The organism is Pseudomonas violetae (genome assembly GCF_023072615.1).
In the GTDB taxonomy this organism is placed as follows: Bacteria; Pseudomonadota; Gammaproteobacteria; order Pseudomonadales; family Pseudomonadaceae; genus Aquipseudomonas; species Aquipseudomonas violetae.
Map to the genome: position 1 here is coordinate 67,621 of NZ_JAKNRW010000019.1, position 24,171 is coordinate 91,791.

24 protein-coding genes are annotated in these 24,171 nt (G+C 59.5%); 3 read left to right on the forward strand and 21 right to left on the reverse strand.

Annotated elements, in window-relative coordinates:
- The 3 genes from L9059_RS19990 to L9059_RS20000 all read right to left on the reverse strand — a co-directional run bounded on the left by L9059_RS19990 (position 1) and on the right by L9059_RS20000 (position 3,853).
- On the reverse strand, positions 1–1,686 hold the full coding sequence (locus L9059_RS19990; protein ID WP_247292655.1) for a vWA domain-containing protein: 1,686 nt from the start codon (positions 1,684–1,686) through the stop codon (positions 1–3).
- Between the two features lie 84 nt (positions 1,687–1,770).
- On the reverse strand, positions 1,771–2,331 hold the full coding sequence (locus L9059_RS19995) for a YbhB/YbcL family Raf kinase inhibitor-like protein (protein WP_247292656.1): 561 nt from the start codon (positions 2,329–2,331) through the stop codon (positions 1,771–1,773).
- A 403-nt stretch (positions 2,332–2,734) separates the two neighbouring features.
- Positions 2,735–3,853, reverse strand: a complete 1,119-nt coding sequence (locus tag L9059_RS20000; RefSeq protein ID WP_247292657.1) for an RHS repeat-associated core domain-containing protein — start codon at positions 3,851–3,853, stop codon at positions 2,735–2,737.
- An 830-nt stretch (positions 3,854–4,683) separates the two neighbouring features.
- Here L9059_RS20000 and L9059_RS20005 point away from each other — a divergent pair.
- A complete protein-coding gene (locus tag L9059_RS20005) occupies positions 4,684–5,037 on the forward strand; it encodes a DUF6124 family protein (RefSeq protein WP_247292658.1) in 354 nt (117 codons plus the stop codon).
- Between the two features lie 202 nt (positions 5,038–5,239).
- Here the strand turns inward: L9059_RS20005 and L9059_RS20010 are convergent, their stop codons facing one another.
- The 11 genes from L9059_RS20010 to L9059_RS20060 form a co-directional block, all read right to left on the reverse strand.
- Positions 5,240–6,751 (reverse strand): YdgA family protein, encoded by a 1,512-nt coding sequence (locus L9059_RS20010; RefSeq protein ID WP_247292659.1) that lies wholly within the window; start codon positions 6,749–6,751, stop codon positions 5,240–5,242.
- 277 nt (positions 6,752–7,028) lie between these two features.
- Positions 7,029–7,664, reverse strand: a complete 636-nt coding sequence (locus L9059_RS20015) for an NADH:ubiquinone oxidoreductase subunit N (RefSeq protein ID WP_247292660.1) — start codon at positions 7,662–7,664, stop codon at positions 7,029–7,031.
- A 93-nt stretch (positions 7,665–7,757) separates the two neighbouring features.
- Positions 7,758–9,206 carry an efflux transporter outer membrane subunit gene (locus L9059_RS20020; protein ID WP_247292661.1) on the reverse strand — a complete coding sequence of 483 codons (1,449 nt, stop codon included), beginning with the start codon at positions 9,204–9,206 and terminating at the stop codon, positions 7,758–7,760.
- Positions 9,203–10,090 carry an efflux RND transporter periplasmic adaptor subunit gene (locus L9059_RS20025; protein WP_247292662.1) on the reverse strand — a complete coding sequence of 296 codons (888 nt, stop codon included), beginning with the start codon at positions 10,088–10,090 and terminating at the stop codon, positions 9,203–9,205. Before L9059_RS20025 ends, L9059_RS20020 begins: the two co-directional genes overlap by 4 nt.
- Positions 10,087–10,296, reverse strand: a complete 210-nt coding sequence (locus L9059_RS20030; RefSeq protein ID WP_045059488.1) for a DUF1656 domain-containing protein — start codon at positions 10,294–10,296, stop codon at positions 10,087–10,089. Before L9059_RS20030 ends, L9059_RS20025 begins: the two co-directional genes overlap by 4 nt.
- A complete protein-coding gene (locus L9059_RS20035) occupies positions 10,293–12,365 on the reverse strand; it encodes an FUSC family protein (protein WP_247292663.1) in 2,073 nt (690 codons plus the stop codon). The genes L9059_RS20030 and L9059_RS20035 overlap by 4 nt, the downstream gene beginning before the upstream one ends.
- Entirely contained in the window at positions 12,362–12,790 is a 429-nt protein-coding gene (locus L9059_RS20040; RefSeq protein WP_247292664.1) for a MarR family winged helix-turn-helix transcriptional regulator, read from the reverse strand. The genes L9059_RS20035 and L9059_RS20040 overlap by 4 nt, the downstream gene beginning before the upstream one ends.
- Positions 12,791–12,905: 115 nt before the next feature.
- Complete coding sequence (locus L9059_RS20045; RefSeq protein ID WP_247292665.1) at positions 12,906–13,187, reverse strand: type II toxin-antitoxin system RelE family toxin; 282 nt, start codon at positions 13,185–13,187, stop codon at positions 12,906–12,908.
- Positions 13,177–13,422, reverse strand: a complete 246-nt coding sequence (locus L9059_RS20050) for a type II toxin-antitoxin system Phd/YefM family antitoxin (RefSeq protein ID WP_247292666.1) — start codon at positions 13,420–13,422, stop codon at positions 13,177–13,179. The genes L9059_RS20045 and L9059_RS20050 overlap by 11 nt, the downstream gene beginning before the upstream one ends.
- Positions 13,423–13,501: 79 nt before the next feature.
- Positions 13,502–13,747, reverse strand: a complete 246-nt coding sequence (locus L9059_RS20055; protein ID WP_247292667.1) for a DUF2789 domain-containing protein — start codon at positions 13,745–13,747, stop codon at positions 13,502–13,504.
- Positions 13,748–13,864: 117 nt separating this feature from the next.
- The gene (locus tag L9059_RS20060) at positions 13,865–14,326 is read right to left on the reverse strand and encodes an aminoacyl-tRNA deacylase (RefSeq protein ID WP_247292668.1); all 462 of its coding nucleotides are present in this window, start codon (positions 14,324–14,326) and stop codon (positions 13,865–13,867) included.
- A gap of 200 nt (positions 14,327–14,526) precedes the next feature.
- Between L9059_RS20060 and L9059_RS20065 the strand changes: the two genes are divergently transcribed.
- Positions 14,527–15,060: an NfeD family protein gene (locus L9059_RS20065; RefSeq protein WP_247292669.1), complete on the forward strand. Its 534-nt coding sequence runs from the start codon at positions 14,527–14,529 to the stop codon at positions 15,058–15,060.
- Positions 15,061–15,062: 2 nt separating this feature from the next.
- Positions 15,063–15,821, forward strand: coding sequence for a slipin family protein (locus L9059_RS20070; RefSeq protein ID WP_247292670.1), 759 nt, complete (start codon positions 15,063–15,065; stop codon positions 15,819–15,821).
- A gap of 84 nt (positions 15,822–15,905) precedes the next feature.
- On the opposite strand, the gene L9059_RS20075 is transcribed toward L9059_RS20070, so the two are convergent.
- The 7 genes from L9059_RS20075 to L9059_RS20105 all read right to left on the reverse strand — a co-directional run bounded on the left by L9059_RS20075 (position 15,906) and on the right by L9059_RS20105 (position 24,151).
- Complete coding sequence (locus tag L9059_RS20075) at positions 15,906–16,175, reverse strand: hypothetical protein (RefSeq protein WP_247292671.1); 270 nt, start codon at positions 16,173–16,175, stop codon at positions 15,906–15,908.
- Positions 16,176–16,796: 621 nt separating this feature from the next.
- Entirely contained in the window at positions 16,797–19,262 is a 2,466-nt protein-coding gene (locus tag L9059_RS20080; protein WP_247292672.1) for a TonB-dependent siderophore receptor, read from the reverse strand.
- Between the two features lie 101 nt (positions 19,263–19,363).
- The gene (locus tag L9059_RS20085; RefSeq protein WP_247292673.1) at positions 19,364–20,320 is read right to left on the reverse strand and encodes a FecR domain-containing protein; all 957 of its coding nucleotides are present in this window, start codon (positions 20,318–20,320) and stop codon (positions 19,364–19,366) included.
- On the reverse strand, positions 20,317–20,826 hold the full coding sequence (locus L9059_RS20090) for a sigma-70 family RNA polymerase sigma factor (RefSeq protein ID WP_247292674.1): 510 nt from the start codon (positions 20,824–20,826) through the stop codon (positions 20,317–20,319). The genes L9059_RS20085 and L9059_RS20090 overlap by 4 nt, the downstream gene beginning before the upstream one ends.
- Positions 20,827–20,919: 93 nt before the next feature.
- On the reverse strand, positions 20,920–21,477 hold the full coding sequence (locus L9059_RS20095; protein WP_247292675.1) for a hypothetical protein: 558 nt from the start codon (positions 21,475–21,477) through the stop codon (positions 20,920–20,922).
- A 110-nt stretch (positions 21,478–21,587) separates the two neighbouring features.
- A complete protein-coding gene (locus tag L9059_RS20100; RefSeq protein ID WP_247292676.1) occupies positions 21,588–23,090 on the reverse strand; it encodes an efflux transporter outer membrane subunit in 1,503 nt (500 codons plus the stop codon).
- On the reverse strand, positions 23,087–24,151 hold the full coding sequence (locus L9059_RS20105) for an HlyD family secretion protein (protein WP_247292677.1): 1,065 nt from the start codon (positions 24,149–24,151) through the stop codon (positions 23,087–23,089). The genes L9059_RS20100 and L9059_RS20105 overlap by 4 nt, the downstream gene beginning before the upstream one ends.
- Positions 24,152–24,171 lie beyond the last annotated feature (20 nt).

Consider the following 24,171-nt stretch of genomic DNA (forward strand, 5'->3'; position numbering starts at 1 on the left):
TCAGCGGGTCTCTCCTATCAATGCCTGATGTTCGGTGGTTTGCAGGCTTTGCGCGAGTTCGACCAACTGCACGAACTCCGCCCGCAGGCCAAACCGGTCTTCACCCCGGGCGCCACGGGCCAACGCCTCAGTGTCTTTGAGGCTGAAACTGCCGGTGTAGCGCCCGTCCTTCAGTTGCTGGGAAAAAGCGGCCACAGCTGCGGCAAATCGCAGGTCTTCGGAGGCTTTCTCAGCTTGGCTCGAAGCAATCGGCCGCTCGATCAAGCGACTATTCCCACCTTCAGGCAGCTGATAACGCACGCGCAGCATGGCCATTTCCGTTGTTTTGCTGGAAGCACCAGCGGCGCCCTGGCTGTAGCGCAGCGGCTCCAGCCAACCTTTCTCACCCTTTGGAACAATTTCGTACAGTGCCGTGACCGTATGACCTGCGCCAATCTCACCTGCGTCGACCTTGTCGTTGCTGAAGTCTTCGCGTTTCAGGGCGCGATTCTCATAACCCAGCAGGCGATACTCGCTGACTTGGGCCGGGTTGAATTCCACTTGCAGCTTCACATTCTTCGCCACGACCGCGAGGGTTGAACCGAGCTGGTCCACCAGTACCTTGCGCGCCTCGCGCAGGTTGTCGATATAGGCGTAGTTGCCATTGCCCGCGTCGGCCAGTTGCTCCATCAGGTGTTCATTGTAGTTATCCACCCCGAAACCCAGGGTGGTCAGGGAAACGCCGGTCTTGCGCTTGTCTGCCGCCATTTGCTTGAGGCTGTCGAAGTCGCTGATGCCGACGTTGAAGTCGCCGTCCGTGGCCAGGAGGATGCGGTTGATGCCATTGGGGATAAACGCCTGCCGGGCCATTTGGTAGGCCAGTTCGATGCCCGACGCGCCAGCGGTCGAGCCGCCAGCCGATAACTGATCGATGGCTGTACGAATCTTCGCTTTTTCCCGTCCAGACGTCGGCTCCAGCACTACGCGGGATTCACCGGCGTACACCACCAGGGACACACGATCCTGAACGCGCAGTTGATCGACCAGCAATTTCAGCGTGCTCTTGACCAGCGGCAGGCCTTCGCGGCGGTCCATCGACCCGGAGACATCCACCAGGAATACCAGATTAGCCGGGGCCAGGTCTGCCACCGCGCGGTCCGAGGCCTTGATGCCGATGCGCAGCAACCGTGTATGCGGGTTCCAGGGTGATGGCGCCAGCTCTGTGGTCACGCCAAAGGGCGAGCCGTCGGTGGGCAAGGCGTAATCGTAGGGAAAGTAATTGACCATTTCTTCCAGGCGCACCGCACCTTCAGGCGGCAGGCGCCCCTGGTTGAGCAAGCGGCGGACATTCGCGTAGGCGCCGGTGTCGACGTCGGCGCTGAAGGTCGAGACGGGTGTTTCAGCCACGCTGTGGATTGGGTTATCGGCCAGCGCCTGATATTGCTCGCGCTGCGCGTCCTGGTAGCCCGCAGAAGATGCCTCGGGCATTGGCGCGAAAGTCGCCGACGGTGCAGCTCGCACCGCGCGTTTGGTCAATGCGGCATCGTTCTGCACCAACGCCTCGGTCTTTGACTCGGTCTGAGCGGGTACAGGCGCAACGGAAGTGGAGTCCGGCGAGGACGAGACACCGCAACCGGCCGTAGCCAGCAGCAGGCCGGCGGCGAAACCCTGGGCGGCCGGGCGGAGGAAATGCAAAGGGAGGGACATGGGCTGACCTCAAGGAAGATGATCCATTCATCCTCTGAGACGGGCAGCCTGGCAGGTTCGGGTTAACTCACCTCAAAAAAATGTTCAGCGATGATAACGCCGCACCACACTGCTGTTCTTCAGCACATGGCCTTTGATTTTTTCCAGTAGCTGCGTGCGCGTCAGGCCGGCGGGCAAAGCTTGGGGTGCCAGATCCAGGGCGTAGAGCTGGATGAGGTAGTGGTGCGCGCTGTCACCGATAGGCGGGCAAGGGCCAACGTAACCTGTAGTGCCTTTGCTGTTGGTGCCACCGACACCCTCCAGGGCGGATTTTGCGCCGACGCCAGCGGCAATCTGATGAGTCGTGGCTTTGATGCCGTAATGCAGCCAATGGTCGACACCCTGGCCTTTTTGACCGTCGGGGTCATGCATGACAATCGCGTAGCTCAAGGTGCCCGCCGGGCCGGCGTTCCAGCTCAGTGCCGGGGAAACGTTGCGCCCGCCACAGCCTTCGGCGTCGCTGGCGGCAGCCGCAGTGAACAGCCGGTCGTCCGACACGCCTGGAATGTTCACGGTGAAACGCTCCTGGGCCTGAGCCGGCAGTTGCACGCAAAAGGCAACTGCGAGCGCCGCCAGCCAAGGGGTCAGAGAGGTCGATCGGGTCATTCCAGAGCACCTTGTGCGGGGTGGGGCCATCGTCGGCCTGCAAACTATAGCCGGACCGTTCGTGCCGTGGCAGCGGGATTTGGCTGAACCTCGCGATTGGCGCTCCAGTTTTAAGGGAAACGCCTGTTTGGAGAGCAATCATGGCCCTGCAACGCGTCGCCCGCTTCGCCGAGGATGAAACAACGCTTGTCCGTGGATGAGGCCTGGCGGCTGATCCGGGATGTGCGATGTGGAATGAAAAACTTCGCCCTATTCGATCAATCTTTGTGGACACGTGCTTGTTTGCGATGCGGCCAATGCGACGTAAATACATTCAATCCATTGAAAAGGACGACTTCGTGTCGCCCTTTTCATTGGTAATTCTTGACGGGTTTCAACAAGCGCTTGCGCAAGTTTCGTGCAGTTAAGTACGGCGGATTTTTGTTCTTTCCCATCTCGCGGACATCTCCCCTTTATTGTTCATGTATCCAACCCATTGGTAGTCGCTTTGAAACTTTTTCATCCGCTTAGTCTCAAGAGCCATACCTCGAGCGTGCACAGCAAGACGTTCTTCTGAGTGTATTCCTGCGCCAGGTCGTGGAATCTGAACGAATTCTGCCAGCTGTTCATCCGTCACATTCTGAATCGAGCCAGCCCATTCTCTGGCAGCCAACTTAGGATGCTGCTCCGGTAACTCACTGAGAGTAACGTCCGGTGCTATTTTAGCGTAATTTGGATTACGGCTCCGAACAGAGGCGGAGGGGCCAATGGTGGAAACAGAATCCTGAGCAATGCTTCCAGGTGGGGAGCGCATTGGCAATCGGGGGGTACCCGAGACACTTGAATAGGAGTTTATGCTTGCGTAGCCAGAGGAAACACTTCCTTGATTAAGGGTTGATCCAACATCGGCATAAGTGGAGGAGGTTGAGCCTGCTTCAGGAACGACACGCGATGACTTTCTGAACCCGAGCTTTCTTCCGATAAATTTCAGCGCTCCAAAGATACCGGCATGCCCTGTCGGGTCCAGGCGATTCACTGGATCCCCGGCGCAATACGCATACGCATTCAATCCACCTTTGCCAAACGGGCTCCAACTGTCCGGACGGTTAAACCGCATCAACACCGGGTTAAACGCTCGATAGCCATTGCCTAACACATAACATCCTGTCACCGGGTCCGGGGGTTCGCCGTTGAAGCCGAGCAGGCTGAGCAAACCGTTTTCAGGTGAGCGGTGACCATAAGCCGTATAGGCGAGATGATTGGATCGGGTTGCATCGAGCACGCTCAACACCGAGCGCTGTTGATCGGTCGTGAGCAGTCGGGTTGTTACGGTGCCTGTCTGGCGTTGTTGCTGCCCCAGCAGTTGGTCGTTGTGCTGCATGATCGAACGCTGCACCACACCTTGAACCTCAGTGGCGAGGCGATCTTTTTGGTAAAAGCGCTGGATGGTCGCTTGCTCAGTCACAGGAAACGTGGAATCGACGAGACGATCCAATGGGTCGTAGTTATAGCCGCAGAGCAGCGTTTCGCGATTGGTTGGCATCCAGAGTACTCCCTGAAGGGTGTGACGGCTCAGAGTTGTACTGTGGCGCATTTGGCAGGTGTTGGGTACTAGCAGAACTGCTAGGGTTGAGTGGTTTTCCCCGGCATGCATTGTCGTTATCTTCCGTCCGAGGACTCGAAAGCTCACACTCTGCCATTCAATTAGAAACACTATGTCTGCGTAGGATGCATCCGAGTTCCGGGACCGGCTTATGTAGGAAAATTCGTGTATTGGATGAGTTTTGGCGGGGGTCTTTGTTAGTAATGTGGTCTGGTTGAGGCCCTCTGCAACATAGAATTTTCCACAGTGGTTCATCGATGAACGCAGCATTGGCGAGCGACGCAGGGCAAAAATGTGGGCTTGCTCGCGAAAGGGCCGCCACATGCAACATTATGGCGACTGACACACCGCCTTCGCGAACAAGCCCGCTCCCACATTTTGAGTCTGTGTGCTCTGGAGATAGTTGGCCACGCTGGGCATCGGAAGGGTTTGTTTAATCGCAGTCAGCTTCACTTCTTGAAAGCTACAGCGCCTTGCGTGGATGCCTACAGGTACGCCAGAATCCGCCGACTTTTGCGCCTTGGGGCGGGTCGGTAACTTGGGTCGGTCACTGATTCGCAGTGATCGGTTTTAGTAGCCCGAGGTTATCTTGGCTGCACGCACAACTGTCAGACAGGTATTCCAATACCTGAATTTTGATGGTGGCTGTACGTAGGGCGCCTTCGGGCGCGCCGGCTTTGCTGAGTTCCCCGGTCTACTAACCTGCGTATAGCCGCCTCCCTTTTCGTTTAGTAGCAAAAAGGTAGGCGCTCAACTAGAGAACACAGCACATGTCCAAAATAACTCCAGATCCGCCGAATACCGATTCGACAGCGCCACACGAAATCCCCAACGCCAATTCCCACCACAAAACTGCTGATCGAGTGCCGTCGTTCGCCGACATCAAAGCCACTCCACGCAAACTCTGCACTCTCTTTACCGTCAACCCCGACGTCGATACCGAATCCCTGCTGGCCTATGCCTGCGAGTCGCTGGCGTCGGCCAATGTCATGGCCACTGACCTGGTGGATCATCTGGAAGGGACCTCGCGTAATGCGCTGTTGGGCATTGCACAGGTGATCATGCTGGGCGAGCTGGCGGTGAATCGGGCGCTGGATCGGTTCGAGCCGGCTGCCATTAAATAAACAATGGCGCGAACCAATCCCTGTAGGCGCTGTTGAGGGAAACGGGGCTGCGATCTTTTGCCTCTCAAGTTCAAAAGATCGCAGCCTGCGGCAGCTCCTTGGGAGTGCGTCTGATTCAGAGGTGTTCCGGTACCAACCCCAGACAGTAAAACGCCCGGCGTCTGCAGTATGCAGAGGCCGGGCGTTTTTTGAGGCTACAGGTTTACTGGACTTCGACTTCGCCAGCACCGCCCACTTTGCTCATCAGGAAGCCGATGAATTCTTCCACGGTCATTTTCTGGCCGTTGAATTCCACTAGATTATTGGCGTAATGCAGCTTGGTGACGATGTTGTTGCCATCAAGTTTGGCAAACTCGCTGCCCACCGCCATGCTGCCGAACATGTCCGCAGTGGCCGTGGCCTGATCGGCAATCAGCTTGGCATCGGTCTGGCCGTCGATCTGCGACTGCACGCTGAACAGGTCAACCAGCATCGGCTTGGACACTTGCACGTTGAGGTCCAGCAGGGCGATCAGTTGTTGAGTCAACTGGTCCGCCGGCAGGTCCATGGATTTCGGCTTGGTCAGGTCGAGCACCAGGTTGGCCTTGCTTTCACCGTTGGCGGTTTTCAGCGAGAGGTTTTCCAGCGCGACCTGTGGCCCGGCGGCCAGCAGTTTTTCCAGGCCGGTTTTTACCTGCGCCTCTTCGGCAGGCGTCAACACCAGTTCCGGCGCCGGCTGACCCGCAGCCGCCGCTTCAGCAGCCGCCTTTTCGTAGGGTTGCAATTTGGTCTGGTAAACCTGCACCAACGACAGGGTCGCCGGAATATCCAGGTTCTTCAGGCTCATGGCCATCTGCGCGGAGCCGATGGTCTTGCCGTTCAGCGACACCTCGCCCACCTTGTAATCGGCGCGGCCCGACGCGCTGGTGCCCGATTCCTCGGTCTGGTTCTTCATTTCAAACTTCTTCAGGCCCAGTACCGACTGGCCGGCGCCGAAAGTGGTCTTGTTGTCGCTCAGTTCGACTGTGTTTTCGCCAAGGTAATACCCGTAGGTGCTCTTGGTCAGGTTGCTGGCGAAGGTCAGACCACTCAGCTCGACCTTGACCGGCGTCAGGTCTTCAGCCACGGTCGTCAGGGTCAAGCTGTCCATGTAGCCGTTGGCCTTGACCTTTTGCGCCTGGGCGCTGGCATCGACGTCGAGATTCAACCCGGAAAACTTCAGCTGCGACTTGTCGTCCAGTGCGACGTCAAGCGGCAGCAGCTGGAGGTTGCCGTGGGTGGATTTGTCGTAGCCGATATTGACCACGCCCGTGAGCGGGGACTTGTCCTTGGCAGCGGCGAACCACTTGGCGGTGAGTGGGGTTTTTTCCAACTCATAGTGACTGGTGGCCATGACGGGCAGCCACTTCAGCGACACCAGGCGGGAGAACGGCAGAGGGCCGTGCTCGATGTGGTCGACGAACAGCAACTCCACCGGGGCTTCACCAAACATCTCGCCTTCACCCTTGAGGCGATAATGCGCGGTGCTGCTAAATACGTTGCGCTCCAGGGACACCAGCTCCAGCGACGCGGTGCCATTGGACCCCACCAGCGCGGCCTGCAGCTCCTTGTTGGCATCGGCGATCGAGGTATTGAGCACTCCTTCAAGCTTGGTGCCGGTGTACCAGGCACCGCCTGCGCTGACTGCACCGATTGCCACGACAATTCCCAGAAGCAAGCCTGCTGATTTATTCATGAATTACCCGATCAATGTCCGTTGTTGAAAGTGTGGTCGTCTTCCCTGAACCCATGGCGGGTTACGGACACGACTGCGCTGAAAGTGCGATGGAGGTTAGCACCGGGCGCGTTAAGTGACCCAATGATTAAAGGTTAAAGAGTGTCTATGGGACTGTGCTGGGGGTGGAGAGTTTCGGCGCACATTAGATTGCCTTCGTCGGAATGCCGCCCAGACCACGCCCGCTCCCACGTCTGGGCGGCATTCCGACGAAGGTGTCGGTCCTGCCAACACTGGATCAGGAATACTGCACTTCAATTTCATCAAGCTGATGATCAAAAGTCTTCAGCCGCGCAGTCCAGGTGTACACCAGCACCTCGAAATCCCGATTGATCACCGCCCCCCCCGTCACTTCCGCGCGCGGGTCGCAGAAGTCCAGCTGGTAACGCTCCCGGGCCATGGCGGTGGCGACGTCGGAGAGCTCGCGGGCGTTGCTCAACCAATGCCGCTCCTCGTCCGACACTTGCTTGTCCAGCGCCAGGCACTGCTTCTTCAAGGTTTCCAGGCTTTTTTCCAGCGGCGTGCCTGTGAGCTCGCCCATGACTTCCTGGAAGGTGCGGCCGGGTTGCCAGTAGCTGCCCCAGAAATACCGGTCAAACACCGTTTCAACCCGGCGCAAAGCCACCTTGGTGTCCCAGATAAGCACCAGGGTCTTGCCTTGTTCGAGGTGTTTTTTCTTGATGCGTGTGCCCTGGACCGAAGCCCAGGCGACCACCACGATCGACAGCACGGCGATCAGCGCCGAGGCACTGTCGAGAAAGATCAGGGCCTTGTCGATCTGGTGGGCCAGCATGATGCCGTAGAAATAGGTGGCTGACAGCAGGACCAGTGCGGCGATAGCGCACCAGAAGCCGGGAGCATAAGGGTTTTTCATTATTTTAGTCCCCATGACCAACGCGAGCCTTGATCAGTGGACTGGCGTGGCTCGTGGCGCGTCAGCCCAACAAATCAAAGCATAGCAACGGCCTCAGGGTTTGCTGGCGTTCGAACCTTGCGTTCGTCCGCTTTCCCAGCCACCGCCCAGCGCCAGGAACAAATCGATCTGGCTCATGGCAACCTGGGTGTTCGCGGCGGCCAATTGTGCCCGTACGTCGGTATAGGTCCGGGTGGCTTGCAGGTCCGCGAGGAATGACGCCCGGCCGGCCTGGAAGAAGCGGTGTGTCTGGTCCGCACCCTGTTGCGCGGACTGTTCCGCCTCGGCCAGGGCATCGCGACGTTGCAGCAATGCGGAGTACTGGGCCAGGCCGGTCTGGGTTTCGCGAATCGCGTTGAGCACTACCCCGTCGAAATGCGCCAGGGCACCCTGGGTTGTCGCCTCAGCCTCACGAATACGCGCCCGCGAACCGTTGGATGGCACGGTCCAGCTCAGTAACGGGCCGAAGCCCCAGCGATTGGCCGCCGGCTTGCCGAGATTTTCCAGAATGCCAACTGTTCCAACCGACGCGCCGATGCTGATGTCCGGGTATAGCTCGCCCGTGGCGATGCCGATACCCGCCGTGGAAGCCGCGAGGCGCCGCTCGGCCTGGCGCACGTCGGGACGGCGCTTGAGTAACGTGGCACCGTCACCCACGGGTAACAGCTGGGTGACTTTTGGCAGTTCGGCGCATGTCGCCGTCCCGGCGGGCAACTGCTCCACCGGTTGAGCGAGCAGCATCGACAGGCGGAACAAAGCCGCCTGACGGGCCGCCTCGTAGCGCGGCATTTCGGCGCGCAGGGATTTGAATTGGGTTTGCGAACGGGTCACCTGGGTTTCATCCCCACGCCCGGCGTCACGCAGACGCTGCACCAACGTGGTGCCCTGGGCTTGCAGATCGAGGGAATGCTGAGCAATTTCCTGTTCCTCGTTGGCAGCGCACACCTGGGTGTAGGCTCGCACCACGTCGGCCACCAGGGTAATTCGTGCAGTATCGGCCGCCGCTTGAGTCGCGTCGGCATTGGCCTTCGCCGCCTCGATACCACGCTGCAAGGTGCCGAACAGGTCGAATTGATACGAGGTGGTGATGCCGATATCGCCCACGTTGGCTACTGGCACTTTATCCGGCAGCAGGAACGCCTCACCGGACTCCTGCAAACGCTGGGCGCCGATTTTCACGCCCCCACTCCAGCCGCCCGCAGCTTGCGCTTCGTCGACCTGCGCCCGCGCCCGGGAGATATTCGCTGCTGCCACCCGCAGATCGGTGTTGGTGACCATGGCCTGCTGCACCAGGTGATCCAGGCGCGGATCCTGGTACAGCCGCCACCAATCGCCGGGCACGGGTGCGGAAACGACGTTCTTGTCGTTCACCGCCAACTCGCCTTGAAAGTCATCACGGTGCACGGCGGCTTCGTCCGGCAGGTGGTAATCCGGCCCGACCACCTGGCAGGCCGACAGCAACATGCCCAGCCCAATCACCGCCAAACCCCAAGCCTTGCTCATTGCGCGGGCCCCTGCTGCTGATCATCGATGATCGACACGGTGGCGGTACGTCCGGCGATCATGCGGAAGTCCGCTGGCACGTCATCGAAAGCAATGCGCACTGGAATCCGCTGGGCCAGCCGTACCCAGCTGAACGCCGGGTTGACGTTGGGCAGCAGGTTACTGCCGCTGCTGCGGTCACGGTCTTCGATGCCGGCAACGATGCTTTCGACATGCCCGCGCAACCGGGCACGGTCACCGACCACGCGGATATCGACGCTCTGGCCGACGTGAATGCCGTCGAGCTTGGTCTCTTCGAAATAGCCGTCAATGTGGAACGAGTTGCTGTCCACCACCGACAACACCGGGCGCCCGGCGGTAACGAATTCCTGATTGCGTGGCGCGCGGTCGTTGACGTAGCCATCGACCGGGCTGCGGATGGTCGAGCGATCCAGGTTGAGCTGGGCACTGTCGACCGCCACCTGGGCTTCCATCAACGCGACTTCGGCGCGGGCCACCCGGGACTGGCTTTCTTCCAGTTGCTCGCCAGGCACCAGGTTGCCCAGGCCACGGTTACGTTTGTGCTCGCGTTGCGCCTGCGCCAGGGTTTCCTGACGGTCAGCAACGGCGGCCCTGGCCTGGCGCAACGCCAGCTTGAAGCGGTCCTGGTCGATGCTGAACAGCACCTGACCGCGCTTGACCAACTGGTTGTCGCGCACTTCAACGGTCTGGATCAGACCGGACACATCCGGCGCGATCTGCACGATGTCGGCACGGATGTGCCCGTCCCGGGTCCATGGGGCGAACATGTAGTACATCACCATGCGCCAGACAACGACGACGGCGAAGGTCACGATCAGCAGGGTCAGCACCACGCGACCGAGGGTCAAAAAAGGTTTTTTCATGTCATCAGGTATCGACTGAGTGAATCCACGGCGCCAAGCAGCAAGGCGTAGAGAGCCACGTTGAACAATGCCCGGTGCCAGACCAGACGGTAAAAGTGCAGACGCGTCAGCAGCCCGTGCACCAGCAGGAAAATCACGTAGGTTATGCCCATCAGCACCAGCAGCGTGGGCAGGAAAACACCGCTGATATCCAGATCACCGATCATAAAGGCGCTCCATCGATGCCATGGGGAAGCGGTTCTTCGAGTTCGCCGGCGCCAACAAATTCCACCCCTGGCAACAGCGCCAGGCGCAGCCCGCTCAGGGCGTGCAGCAAGTGCAGGCGCGCACCTTCATCACATTCGATGGAGAGGGCGCGACGGGTGCGATCGAGCGTCATCTGCAGGGCCGTCGGCGCCGGCAAGCGCTCGTCCGCCTTGAGGCAGGCCTTGAAGTAGACGCCAACCTCGGCCACCACCTGGTGCAGCAGCGCCTGCGGAACCCCAGTGACCCGCGGCGTGTAGGCCAGCAAGTCGAGCAGGTTCAACGCCACGCGCACTTCACGCAGGGCAATGCCGGTGTCCTGGCCGGTCATGGCCAGGCGCGGCAGGTGCTGCATCAGGCGATCGAGCATCTGCACGCCCAGGTGCCGATGTTCCGACAGGGTCGCCGGCTCGGTGAGGCTGACAATGTCGCGCCAGCTAAAACGGGTCAGACGCTTGGCCGCCAGCTCCGCACCGAATGGCCGGGCAATCAGGGTCCAGACAAACGCGAATAGCAACCCGACCGGGCCGGCCAGATTGGAGTTGGCGAAGCTCAGGAAATCCGCGTCATAGGCCCCCTGGATACTGATGAACGAGGAGGTGTTGACCAGCGTCAGCAACATGCCCAGGTAGAACTGCGGCTTGACCGTCAGGGTGCCAATGCAAATGAACGGGACCGCGAACGCCAGCACCAGCATCGGAAAGTCATGCAGGTTGGGCAGGACCAGAAACAGGTACAGGCTGGCGAACACCACCGACATCGCCGTCCAGAAGAAAAACCGGTAAATCTGCGGCGCGGGGTCGTCCATCGAGGCAAAGAAGCTACAGGCCACAGCCGCGAGAATCACTGCAGCACCGCCGTCAGTCCAGCCGAGCAGGATCCACAGCACCGACGCCACGATGATCGCAGTGACCGTCGACGCAGCCGAATACAACATCAGCCCGCGATCGAGGAATGGCGAGAGCCGGCCCAGGCGCCAGTGCCGATACACAGCGCGCCAGCTGTCCTGGCTTTCGCACTGGATGGCATGTTGCAGGCTGCGGCAGTCCTGCCACAAGTCGATCCATTCGCCGAGGCGATAGATGGCGTTGGAGAATAGCAATTGCCTGCGATCATCCAGCGCCTCGGCACTTGGTTGCAGGGCTTCGAGCCGATTTTTCAGGGCATGCCAGTGATTCAGGTCGGCGCTTTTGTGTTCGAGCCATTGCGTGGTGGTCGCCAACAACGGGGCAAATTTCTCCACCAGCTCGGGAGTGCGCCGCTCCAGGGCATACAGCGCATCGTCCAGAGCATCGATCACCGGGAGCAGGTGGATCATCCGCCCGCGCAGCTCTTTGGTATTGCGCACGGTTTGCGGTCGGGAGCCCTCGTGGGGCAACTGGCCGATCATCAGTTCCAAGGTGTTGAAGGTTGCGACCATCGAGGCGCGCAGGGCGCTGACCTCATCGGGCTGCACCTGACGATTGAGAAACCGCAGGCTGTAGGTCGAAGCGTCGGCGAACCATTTGCTCACCGAGTCGTTGAACACTGGCGCCAGCCTTCGCGGCCAGAACATCGCGCCAACCACTGCCGCGACTGCGATGCCGAGAAAGATCTCCTCAGTGCGCGCTTGCGCCACATCCCACACGGCCAACGGGTTATCCACCACCGGCAAGGCAATCAGCGGCAAGGTGTAGCCGGCGAGCATCAAGGCATAGCTGTTGGCAGTACGCAGGTGCAGGGACAGAAACAGCAGCGTCCCGGTCCATAGTGCGATCACGACCACCAGTACGTACGGGCTTTGCACGAACATCGGCACGAAGAAAACCGCCGCCATCGCCCCTAGAAAAGTCCCGATCGCCCGGTAGAGCGCCTTGGAACTGGTGGGGCCGACAAAGGGGCTGGAAACGATGTACACGGTAGCCATCGCCCAATATGGACGAGGCATTTGCATGAGCATGGCGATGTACAGCGCGATCATTGAAGCCGCGAATGTGCGAACGCCGTAGAACCAGTCCCGAGCAGGGGGCATGCCGGTAAAAAATCCGCTCACGAGCCGATCACCGACGGCGCGTTGGCCGCTTCGAACGCCCGAAGCACCCGCAACGTGGCTTCCAGATCACTCTGGTCGATGCCTTCAAGCACTTCATGACGCAAGCGCACCAACTCAGCTTCAACCGCTTGCACCAGCGCCCGCCCGCTTTCAGTCAGGCTCAGGCACTTGGCCCGGCGATCATGGGCGTCTTCGGTACGGCGTACATAACCGGAATGACAAAGCTGATCGAGCAAGCGCACCAGCGAAGGGCTTTCCATCCCCGCCGCCTGCGCCACAGTCACCTGACGCACTCCCTCGCCCAAACGCCCAATCATCAGGAGCGGGACGGCGCAGGCTTCGGAAATTCCATAATTGACCAGCGTGGTCTGGCAGATTTTGCGCCAGTGCCGGGCGGCTACCACCATGGCACTGCTGATGTTCATCTGGAGGGCGTCGAGGTTGTTCGGCACGAGACAATGCACACACTGTTAGTTTGCTAACTATCAATATCGCATTTACGGAGAAAGCAGGTCAAGTTTTGAAACAAATTGGCTGCGTTCAGCGTTTTCGAGCTCGCTCGTACACTTCGCTGCGCTCGCGCTTGCCTACAGCCACTACTGAAACGACTACACGCTCATCAACTACTTGATAAACCGGACGATATCCCGATGCCTTCAGCTTTATTTTGTAGCAGTCAGACATTCCATGCAGGGAGTCCGAAGGTATTCGAGGCACCTCTAATCTTTCTGCCAGCTTTTTCTTGAACTGCTCGCGCAATGTATGTTCCAGCTTGTCCCACTCCTTGCGAGCCGATGGCAGAAACTCGAGCTTATAAGTCATCCAGCGTTACCGGCACCGGTGTCTCATGAAGACGCGAGCGAACGATTTCCGCCAGCTCGAGATCGTCGAGGCGCTCAACCATGCGTTCGAAAACATCCGCAGGAACCCTGTAACCCATCACGCGATTATGATTAAGCACTGCAACAGGACCACCCAATGCGCCGTTTAGAACGGCTGAAGGATTTTTCTTCAACTCAGAAACGCTGACAGCCATATTGGCTAAAACATTTTGCATAATTAAGACCTCATTGAAGTCCTAATTCAGGTCCTTTTTTTCACCGACCAGCAATCCTGAAATTACGTTCCTCTGGCTGTTAAGCGCCCCGCCCCTTTCTCAACAACACATTCAACTGATCGATCACCTCCGCCCAGTCCGCATCATCCAGAATCTCGTCCCGCAGGAACGCTGCCTGGCTCTGGGTCCAGAAAAACGCGTCCGCCAAATGTAACTCCGGCTTAAGGGGTGAGTGAGTGGCGATGAACTGATCGATGCTGACCGGATCGTCGGCCAGCCCTAGCTGCTTGAACAGAGTGGGCAAGCTATGCGTTGGGGATTCCATGTCAGGCTCCTGTGGTGATCCAGAAATAATCGCGAGCAGGCTCTCTCACACAGTTGAGCGCAATTTCCATGTGGGAGCGAGCCTGCTCACGAATAGATGTCGCTGACGCCGCAGAATTCAATCACTCACCTCGACCACCTGCGCGTGCGGCACCATTTTCAAGAATTGCGGCACACTCATGTGCAGCAGGTTGTTGTGATTACCCGCCTCCAGGTAGATGTCTTTCTGCCGCGTCAGCAACGGGTCGATGACCATGTCCAGGCCGTAGGACTCACCCAGCGCCGGCACCGCTCCGCGTTCACAGTCATTGAACAGGTGCGCCAGGTTGCTTTCACGAGTGATCTGCCACTCGCCGCTGCCGCGAACCTTGCTCAAGTCCAGGTGGCGACTGGCCGGCAGGACGGCCATCAGGTAACGCCCATGGTGATCATCCAGGATCACCGACTTGGCCACTCGTTCGGCCGGAATACCGGCGACACGCGCGGTTTCCAGGCTGCTGGCCGAGTGAGGGTGGCTGACGATGTCAAATTCGCAATTGGCCTTTTCCAGGCTGTCCTGCACGGTTCTTGCCATACGCATGATGCACCTCGGTGCCCGCACGGCTCAGCTGCGGACGATGATTAATCCTGTTGGCTCCATTAGGAAAGTCTAGGCCCGCCAGAACGATCGCGGGGGAAATCCGCCCATCGGGCCGGCGTGACGATTGATCAAAACTCATACAGTCGAGCCCTCGACTAGACTCTATTCAGAGCCACTGGCTGACTCTCCCGGAGGGTCACGTGAACACCCGATGTTGTGCGGCTGCATTCTTCCTGGCGCTGAGCGGATCGGCTTTCGCTGCGGACCCGCTTGTGCTGCTGGTACCCAACCCGATCGGCATCTGGCTGATCATCTTTGGCCTGGGTTTCATGATCGCCGAAGCCGCCCTGCCCAACTACGGCGTGATCGGCCTGGGCGGTATCGTGATGTTCGTGATTGGCGCGGTGATCCTGACCAACACCGAGGTCCCGGTGCCGATGATGATCGGTCTGGGCCTGCTCAGCGGGTTGCTGCTGATTTACCTGCTGATCCACGCCCTGAAAACCCGACCGCGCCACACCGTCAGCGGGGACGCCGGGCTGATCGGCAGCGTGACACCGGTCACCGCCCTGCAAACCGGCAACACCTTGGCCGGCTGGGTGCACCTGCAAGGAGAACAGTGGCAAGTCCACAGCGCCACACCGTTGCAACCCGGCCAGCGGGTGCGGGTGGTAGCGCGCAAGGGATTACTGCTGCAAGTCGCCGCGGCTGATGCGCCGCCACACGGAGAATAACCATGGGTCTGCAACTGGGTTTTGCCGCGCTACTGCTGTTGCTGATTGCCCTGGCGGGGTCGACCTTTCGCATCCTGCGCGAATACGAACGCGGCGTGGTGTTCCAGCTCGGCCGCTTCTGGCAGGTCAAGGGGCCGGGCCTGATCCTGCTGATTCCGGTTGTGCAGCAGATGGTCCGGGTCGATCTGCGCACGATAGTGCTCGATGTGCCGCCTCAGGACGTGATCACCCGCGACAACGTCTCGGTCAAGGTCAACGCCGTGTTGTACTTCCGCGTCCTCGATCCGCAAAAGGCGATCATTCAGGTCGAGGACTTCCTCATGGCCACCAGCCAACTGGCACAAACCACCTTGCGCGCGGTACTGGGCAAACACGAACTCGACGAGCTGCTGGCCGAACGCGAGCGCCTGAACATCGACATCCAGCAAGTGCTCGACGCACAGACCGATGCCTGGGGCATCAAGGTCGCCAACGTCGAGATCAAACACGTCGACCTCAACGAATCGATGGTCCGCGCCATCGCCAAACAGGCCGAAGCCGAACGTGAGCGCCGGGCCAAAGTCATCCACGCCGAAGGTGAATTGCAGGCCTCGGAAAAACTGATGCAGGCCGCCGAAATGCTTGGCCGTCAGCCGGGGGCGATGCAGTTGAGGTATATGCAGACGTTGAGTTCGATTGCCGGGGATAAGAGCTCGACGATTGTGTTTCCACTGCCGATTGAGTTGTTGAAGGGGATGGCGGATTTGTCTGGGAAGGGTTGAGGAGCCGCAATCTACTCGTTTGGTGAGCTTCATTTTGAGCCTATATTTCAGGGCAACCTGGAGATTCAGGCCGTTGCTCAATCGTCAGCCCGCTTGGGCCTCTAGCTTCTGACCCAATACAGCCAACGCATCACATCCGTCCTGGATGAGGATGTATGCAACGTTGGCGAAATGCGCCAGGTCATGCCCTTCGGCATCTTTCACATCAAGGCAGGTGAGGCTGTTTAGCAGATTGCGCGCAGCTTTGATTCGGTGGGTCGCGGTTTCGAGAAGGTCTGATACGCGCGCATCAGTGTCGATATACAGGGTTGGGCCAACGCTGAAATTGCCCTGCAGGGGGAGATATTGAGGCATGTTTTAAACTCATCTGATTAGGAGAAACTCCCACCCTTTCCGCGGCTAAACGAATTAGGGTGGTAGCTGTACGCGGGTTAGCCGACCGGACAGATGCACCCGGCACACCCGAAGGTGTCCCACGCACAGCCACCATAGACATGAAAATGCCAGGCAGCAAAAAGCGCCGCGTCTGGACGGGCGCTTGTGCATCATCTGTAACGACCGGCTAAAGTCGATCACCAATTCGTCGGCGACGGGCAAACTATAGGGCACCCCTCGAACGATGTAAAACTTTTGCAGAGTGGGGGAGTTAGGTGGGAGCAGCCGCGATAAGGGCACGGCTGTATTTTTTTGATGCGCGGCTCTCGTGGTGGGAGCTTGCTCGGAAGTGCAACCATTCTGTGATCAAGTAGTCGCCTGATACGCTTTAATCGCGAGCAGGCTCACTCCTACAGGGGATCTGCGGCGGCCGCGGCAGATGCGGTTCAATGTGGGAGTGGGCTTGCTCGCGAAAGCGGTGCCTCAGTCAGCATGGATACTGAATGTGACGGCCTCTTCGCGGGCAGCCCGCTTCCACAGGGATTAGTGGTGTCGATTCAAGTTGAGTCGTTCGAGCTCCCACAGCTTCTGCAATTTGCCTTACCAATCGTAGGTCAGGCTCGACACCACAGTCCGGCCATCGCCGTAGTAGCAGTCCCACTGGCTGCGACAACTGGCGACATATTCCTTGTCCGTGAGGTTCTTCACGTTCAGCGCCAGTTTCACGCCTTTGAGGCGAAAGGCGGAGGTGCCCAGGTCGTAGGTCAGGCTGGCGTCATACACCGTGTAGGACGGAATCTGGAATGCGCCTGGGTAGTCATCGCCGTAATTGCCCCTGGCATAACGCGCACCCACGCCGGCGCCCAATCCCGACAAGGGTGTATCGCCGAGCAAGGTGTAGTTGACCCAGAGCGCGGCGGTCAGCGGCGGGTTGCCGGCCGGGTGTCGGCCTTTGCGGCCGTCGTTGTCCTTGGTGTACTTGATGTCGTTGCGCGATGCCGAAGCGATCACGTCCAGTGCCTCGGTCAGCTCTGCCTTGGCTTCGAGCTCGATGCCTTTGGAGCGTATGGCGCCGCTTTGGTTGCTGAACCCAGGGTTGCCGAGATCGGTGGTCAGGATATTTTCCTGTTCCAGCTCATAAGCGGAAATCTGCACGAAGCTGTTTTGTCCTGGCGGTTGATACTTCACGCCTGCTTCGTACTGCTTGCCGGTGGAGGGGTCGAACGCTTTGCCCTGGACGTTGGTGCCACTGAGCGGCAGGAACGATTCCGAGTAGCTGACAAAGGGTGCCAAGCCGTTATCAAACAGGTAGACGATGCCGCCGCGGCCGGTGAACTTTTCATCCTTGCTGCTGGTATGAGCGCCGCTGAGCGGTTGTTTGTTGTCGGTCTCGGCCCAGTCGTAGCGACCGCCGAGGACAAAGATCCACTGGTCGAGCTTGATCTGATCCTGGGCGTATAAACCGGTCTGGGTGATGGTGTTGTCCCAGCGATAGTTGTTGCCGAAATTCAGCGGTTGACCGTAGGAGGGCGTGAACAGGTCGATGATTGGCGGGTTGTAGTCGTACAGGCCGTCGAACTTCGAATTGAAGTGGTAGTAATCAAGGCCGACGATTGCGGTATGGCTGAATGGACCGGTGTCGAATTCGGCCTGGGCGATGTTATCCACGCCGAAGACTTTGTTGTCCTGTTGCCAGTCCACGCCGTAGCGGGTCTGGTAGCGCTGGTCGTTTTGCCCGGTGATCGGGTTGGTGACGAACCGGTAACCGTGCAGCGGCGCGGTATAATGGTCATTGACCCGGGCGTAACGCGCATTCTGCTTCAAGGTCCAGACGTCGTTCAGGCGGTGGGAAAACTCGTAGCCGAAGGCATACTGCTCACGGTGGTAGTCGTTGACGCCGGGCTCACCGAGGAAAAGGTCGCGGTCAATCTTGCCGTTGGGGTTGTCGAACAGTGTGCCCACTGCAGGCAGGCCCTGCGCCTCAGGTACGCCTTTGTCTTTCTGGTACTGGGCGAACACTGTCAGGCTGGTGCCTTCACTCGGCCGCCAGGTAAAACTGGGCGCGATGAACTGGCGCCGCTCTTCGACGTAATCGATTTCGTCATTGCTGTCGTTGGCCAGGGCGGTCAGGCGATAGAGGAACTTGCCCTCGTCATCCAGCGGGCCACCGAGGTCGAGGGCCGCGCTTTTATGGTCGTAGCTGCCGGCCTCGAATTTGATTTGATGCAGGGGCGTTTCGGTTGGACGTTTGCTGACCAGATTGACGATACCGCCTGGCTGATTCTGCCCATACAGCACCGACGCCGGACCCTTGAGCACCTCAATCCGCTCCAGCGAGTAAGGCTCGATCTGCAGCGCACCACCGGTACTGCCGCCGCCATAGGGCAGGTGCAAGCCATCGAGGTACAACGGTGTAGGCGAGAACCCGCGCGAGGTCGGCTCATCGAAAATCTTCACTCGGTCAGAGAAACCACCACCCGTGATGCCTGGTGTATAACGCAGGGCTTCGGTGACACTTTGCGCGCTGCGTGAGTTGATCTCGGCGGCGGTGACGACGTTGATGGTTTGCGGAATTTCCACCAGCGCCGCATCAGTCTTGGTCCCGGTGGCACTGCGCTTGGCAACGATGCCAGCGACCGGGCCCCAGGCATTTTCCAGCGCCTCGGTGGCATTCACCTGGGTAACGCCCAGTTGTAGCGGACCGTCTTGCGCGACGGTTTGCAACGACCAGCCGCCCTGAGCGTAAACGGCCTGCAAGCCACTGCCTGCCAGCACACGCTCAAGACCTCGAGCCACATCGTACCGCCCCTGCAACCCGGTGCTGCGTTTACCCAAGGTGAGCTGAGCGTCCACCGATAGCAGAATCCCCGCCTGACGGGCAAAACGATTCAGCACCTGATCGAGATTGCCGGCGCCGATGCTGTACTGGCGCACCTGGCTGACGCTTGCCTCTTCAGCCCAAGACAGGGACGGCAGCATCGGTGTAGTGGCCAGCAGGGTGGCGAACACGCCACGGCGCATTACACCATTCAAAGGAAAAATCTTCTGTGTTGGGCGGTGTGGCATTCCGGAACTCCCCATGAGAATGCTTCTTGATTTGCTTTCAAGAGGTATCCCGAACGGGGGATGAAAACCGACAAGCATTTGGTTAATTTATTTTTTCAGCATCAGGCGCGACGTTTCACCGTCACCCAGTAACGGGTCACGGACTCGACATGCACCGGCAACGTGCGTTCGAGGGCGGCCAGCACCGAGTCGGTGTTATCGAGCGGGAACACCCCGGTCAACAGCAACTGCGAGGCCGCCTCGTCGCAACGAATCCAGCCAGGCCGATAGCGCGCCAGCTCGGCCAGGAAACGACCCAGTGGCTGACGCTCGGCCACCAGTCGGCCCTGGCTCCAGCTGCTGTCATCCGGGTTCGCGAGTTGCCTTGGGCCCGTACCGGTGGCACTGAACCACAGGCTGTCGCCGGCATTCATGTGTGCGGTGGTGCCATGGCGCGGGCTGATGCGTAATCGGCCTTCGTACAATTCGACTCGTGCGCCGTCGTCCATTTCACGCACCGAGAATCGGGTCCCCAGCGCCTGGACATCGCCGCTGGCGGTTTCCACAATCAACGGACGGACGGGGTCATGCCCACTGTTGAGCAGAATTTCGCCGCTGAGCAAGCGGATGCGCCGCTCCTGCGCGGTGAAGCGCAGGTCGACTGCAGTGTTGCTATTGAGGTCGAGCCGGGTGCCATCGCTCAGGGTCATGTGCCTGATTTCGCCGGTCGCGGTGCGGTGCTCCGCGAACGTCGAGCGCCAGGAGACCTGGTTTTGCAGGAGATATCCGCTGCCGCCAGCGACCAGCAACAGGCCGAGCATTTTCAGCGCTGCACGGCGCTGCGGGTCGGGACTGTCACGCAATACCGCCCGCGCAAACCCTGCAGGCACCGCGCCGAAGGTTTCCTGCAACTGCTGCAATCGTTGCCAGGCGCGGCGATGCTCTGGATGGGCGTGCTGCCAAGTGGTGAACGCCTGGCGCTGGTCCGCATCCATTTCGCCGCCCCAATGCAGCATCAGCCATTCACTGGCCTGCTCGACGATCGCAGTGTCGATCGGACCATCAAGCGCCCGGGTCATGATTCGTAAACCAGTTGGTAGCAGGCAAGGATCGCCCGGGTCATGTACTTCTGCACCGAGCTGACGGTCACCCCGAGCCGCTCGGCAATCTGTGCATAACTCAAACCTTCGAACTGCGACAGCAGGAATGCCTGGCGTACGTTATCCGGCATGCGGTCGAGCATCGCGTCTATCTGGGTCAGGGTTTCGAGGATCAAGGCGCGGGTTTCAAGCGAGGGCGATTCCGGCTCTGGCAGATGCGCGACGCTTTCCAGATAAGCCCGCTCGATCCGCAGTCGCCGCCACTGGTCGATCACCAGGTTGCGCGCAATCTGCGTCAGATAGCGGCGACTTTCCAGCGGACCAGGCAAGCGCCCGGACACCAGCAGGCGCAGAAACGTATCCTGGGCCACATCCGCCGCATGCTCACGATCACCCAGGCGCTTGCGCAGCCAGCCTTGCAACCAGCCATGGTTATCGCGGTAAAGACGATGGAGAGAGTCGTTGCCGTCAGTTGCTGCGTCCATGGGAGTACTACGCGTGTGATTGATAGCAATTATCATTACACTTTACGCAGCGACTGGCAAAACGGTGTTGATCAACGGCTCGACCCAGGGCCTTTAAGGCAGCAGAAAATAGGTCAAGAACAGCAAAGTCCAAAAGCACAAACCCAGCCCGATCCACACGCCATTGGCAAAAGTTAGCGCAGAGTTCGTATGCCCCTCGGAGTCGTTCTCAGAGTAGTTGATCGCGGCCTGTGCACTCAGCAAGCAAAAAATCTGCAGAAGTAGCACCAGAAGGCTCATCGCGAATTGGATATGGAAGTCTTGAATCCAAACCGCAGCACTACTTGTGCATGCAACAACGATGAATGCCAGGGCCAGACTTCTAGGAAACCAGCGAAATTCCCTTCCTGAAGCCTTGATTCGTCGATCGATCCTGGTGAACAGGGAGTAAATGAAAAACACGCCAAAAATTGTGCGCACCAAAGGTAAAACCTTGTTGCCTGCCGCCCGGTGTAGCTTCCAGTTTTTATAAAGCCAGTAGGCGATATAAAAACCGTTAGTCGCAACGAACAGCATTGCAAACTTGCTTTTGCTCACCACGTAAAACGCTGGTGAGGTTGGTGCCGCGTCGTGGAGAGTGGCTGCTGGAGGTGCGTAAGGATCAGCGATCATGGAAGCGTAACCATCGTCAGGGAGGAGTCGAAATGCTAAACCCTGGGACGACCGACATTCCGCGCGCCAGAAAATCAAGACGCGTCCTACAGCCCTGCAGCCGACGTCTGTCAGCGACGAGCCTCAAGCGGATAAACCGACTCCCATCCCCCACCCAACGCCTTGTACAAACCCACCATCGCCAACGACACCCCGGTCGAACTCTCCACCCACTGTTCCTGGGTCGCCAGCAGTGCGCCTTGTACGGTGAGCACGTTGACGAAATCGACGACGCCTTCGACGTACTGCCGTTGCGCGGTGCTCAGCGCGATCTGGTTCTGGCGTACGGCTTCGGCCAGGCTGTCGCGGCGGCGTTGGCTGGTGTTGTAGGCGCTCAGTTGATCATCGATCTCGTGCCAGGCGCGCAGGACTGTTTGCTGGTACGCGACCGCCGCTTCCTGTTGCTGGGCTTCACGCAGGTTGAGCACGCCGCGCAGGCGGCCGCCGTCGAATAGCGGCAGGCTGAACTGCGGGCCGATGCCGAAGGCGCGAGAACCCCAGCTACCAAAATCACTCAAATGCATCGCTTGGGAGCCGATGTTGCCCGACAAGGTAATCCGTGGGTAAAAATCGCCTTTGGCCACGCCTATGTTGGCGGTGGCAGCGTGCAGACGCGCTTCGGCCTGACGAATGTCCGGTCGTCGCTCGGCCAGTTGCGATGGCAAGCCGATGGCGATCTGGCTTGGGGTTTGCGGCACAGGTGCATCGTCGGCCAATTCCGCGGATAGTGCATGGGGCGGTGCCCCCATCAACAGGCTCAGCGCGTTGATCAGTTGCGACTGGCGTTGCTCAAGCGCCGGCAGGCGCGACTCGATAGCGGCGACTTGCGCAGCAGCTTCGGCGACATCCAGGTCCGTGGCGACGCCGTCGGCCAGGCGCAGCTGTGAGAGCTTGAGGCTGTGCCGGGCGACATCGAGGTTTTGTTCGGTGACCGCTCGTGTGCCTTGTACTCCGCGCAACTGGATGTAGTCCCGGGCGGTTTCCGCGAGTACCGACAGCAGTACCCCGCGACGATCATTTTCGGCAATTTCAAGGGTGGCATCGGCAGCCTCGGCCTCGCGCCGCACGCGACCCCAGAAGTCCAGCTCCCATGAGGCCGAGAAACCTGCATCCCACAAGCTGAAGGCAGAATCACCGTTGTTGCCCGAGGGATCGTTCAACCCTTCGCCGCTGTTGCGTTTGCGCCCGTAGCTGCCGGTGGCGGCGGTGTTGGGGTAACGGTCGGCGGTGATGACCTGGCGTGCGGCGCGGCTTTGCTGCAGGCGACTGCTGGCGAGTTTGAGGTCCAGGTTGTCGGTCAGGGCGCGCTGGGTGAGCGCTGCCAGCTTGGGGTCGTTGAAGACTTCCCACCAGCGCTCGTCCATGTTTTCGGCGACCGCCTGACTCGCGGCGGCCTTGATGGGCTGCGACCAGTCGGCCATTTGCTGTGTATGGGGTTTGTGAAAATCGGGGCCGACGGTGCAGGCTGACAGGTTCATTAGCAGTAAGGCACAGAGGGTGAGTTTTGGCTTGCGGCCCCCTGTGGGAGCGAGCCTGCTCGCGATGACGTCAGTCCAATCAACAAACATCTTCATTTTTGCGCCACCTCATGCTTATCGGTCGCGGCAGTGTCGATACTTGCCTCCACCGACATCCCCACTCGCAGCCGATCCGCCAATGGCTGGCCCGGATCCAGCACAATCTTCACCGGAATCCGCTGTACCACCTTGGTGAAGTTACCCGTCGCATTGTCCGGTTTGATCGATGCGAACGTCACCCCGGTGGCCGGCGCAATACTTTCGACCCGCCCCGTCAGCGCTTTGCCGTCCAGGCTGTCGACGCGCACCAGAACCCGCTGTCCGGGCCGCACGTCAGCCAATTGGGTTTCCTGAAAGTTGGCCACCACATAGGCCTGCGCCAGCGGTACCACTGCGAGGATTTTGCTGCCCGGCGTGACGTAGGCGCCGACTCGCACTGCGCGTTCCCCAACCATGCCATCCTGGGGCGCAACGATTCGCGTATAGGACAGTTCGAAGCCGGCAATTTCCAGCGCAGCTTGTGCACGTTTAAGACCACCTTCAGCCGCATCACGCTGGGCGATTAGGATGTCCACCTGCTTGCGCTCCGCCGCCAATACCGCCGTGACATTTGCCAGCTTCGCCGAAGCCTGGTCGATGCGGGTCCGCGCCTGCTGTGCGTTCTGTACCGTCCCGGCCCCGACGCCGGCCAGGTGGTTGTAGCGGTTGAGTTCATGTTCGGCAAAGGCTCTTTGCGCCTTGGCCGAGACAACGCTCGCTTGCGCCTGAGCGATCACCGATGCCTGACGCTCCAGCGTTGCCCGCACATTCTGCAATTGAGCCTTGGCCACCAGCGTTTCAGCGTCGGCAGCTTGTGCGGCAGCGCGCAGATCCTGGTCATCAATCAACGCCAGCAACTGCCCGGCGCTGACCTGCTGGTTGTCTTCCACCAGCACTTGCTTGATGAACCCGGCAACGCGCGGGACCACCAGGGTGAAGTCTGCGGAAACGAAAGCATCATTGGTGCTCTGGTGCGTACGTTTGCCGAACAGCCCGGGCGCCAGCAGGTAAATCAACACGCCGAGCGCGACCACCGCAGTGATGCCGACGGCCACTTTTTTCCTGGAGAGAGTCGTCATAAAAACCTTCTGTTTCGTGG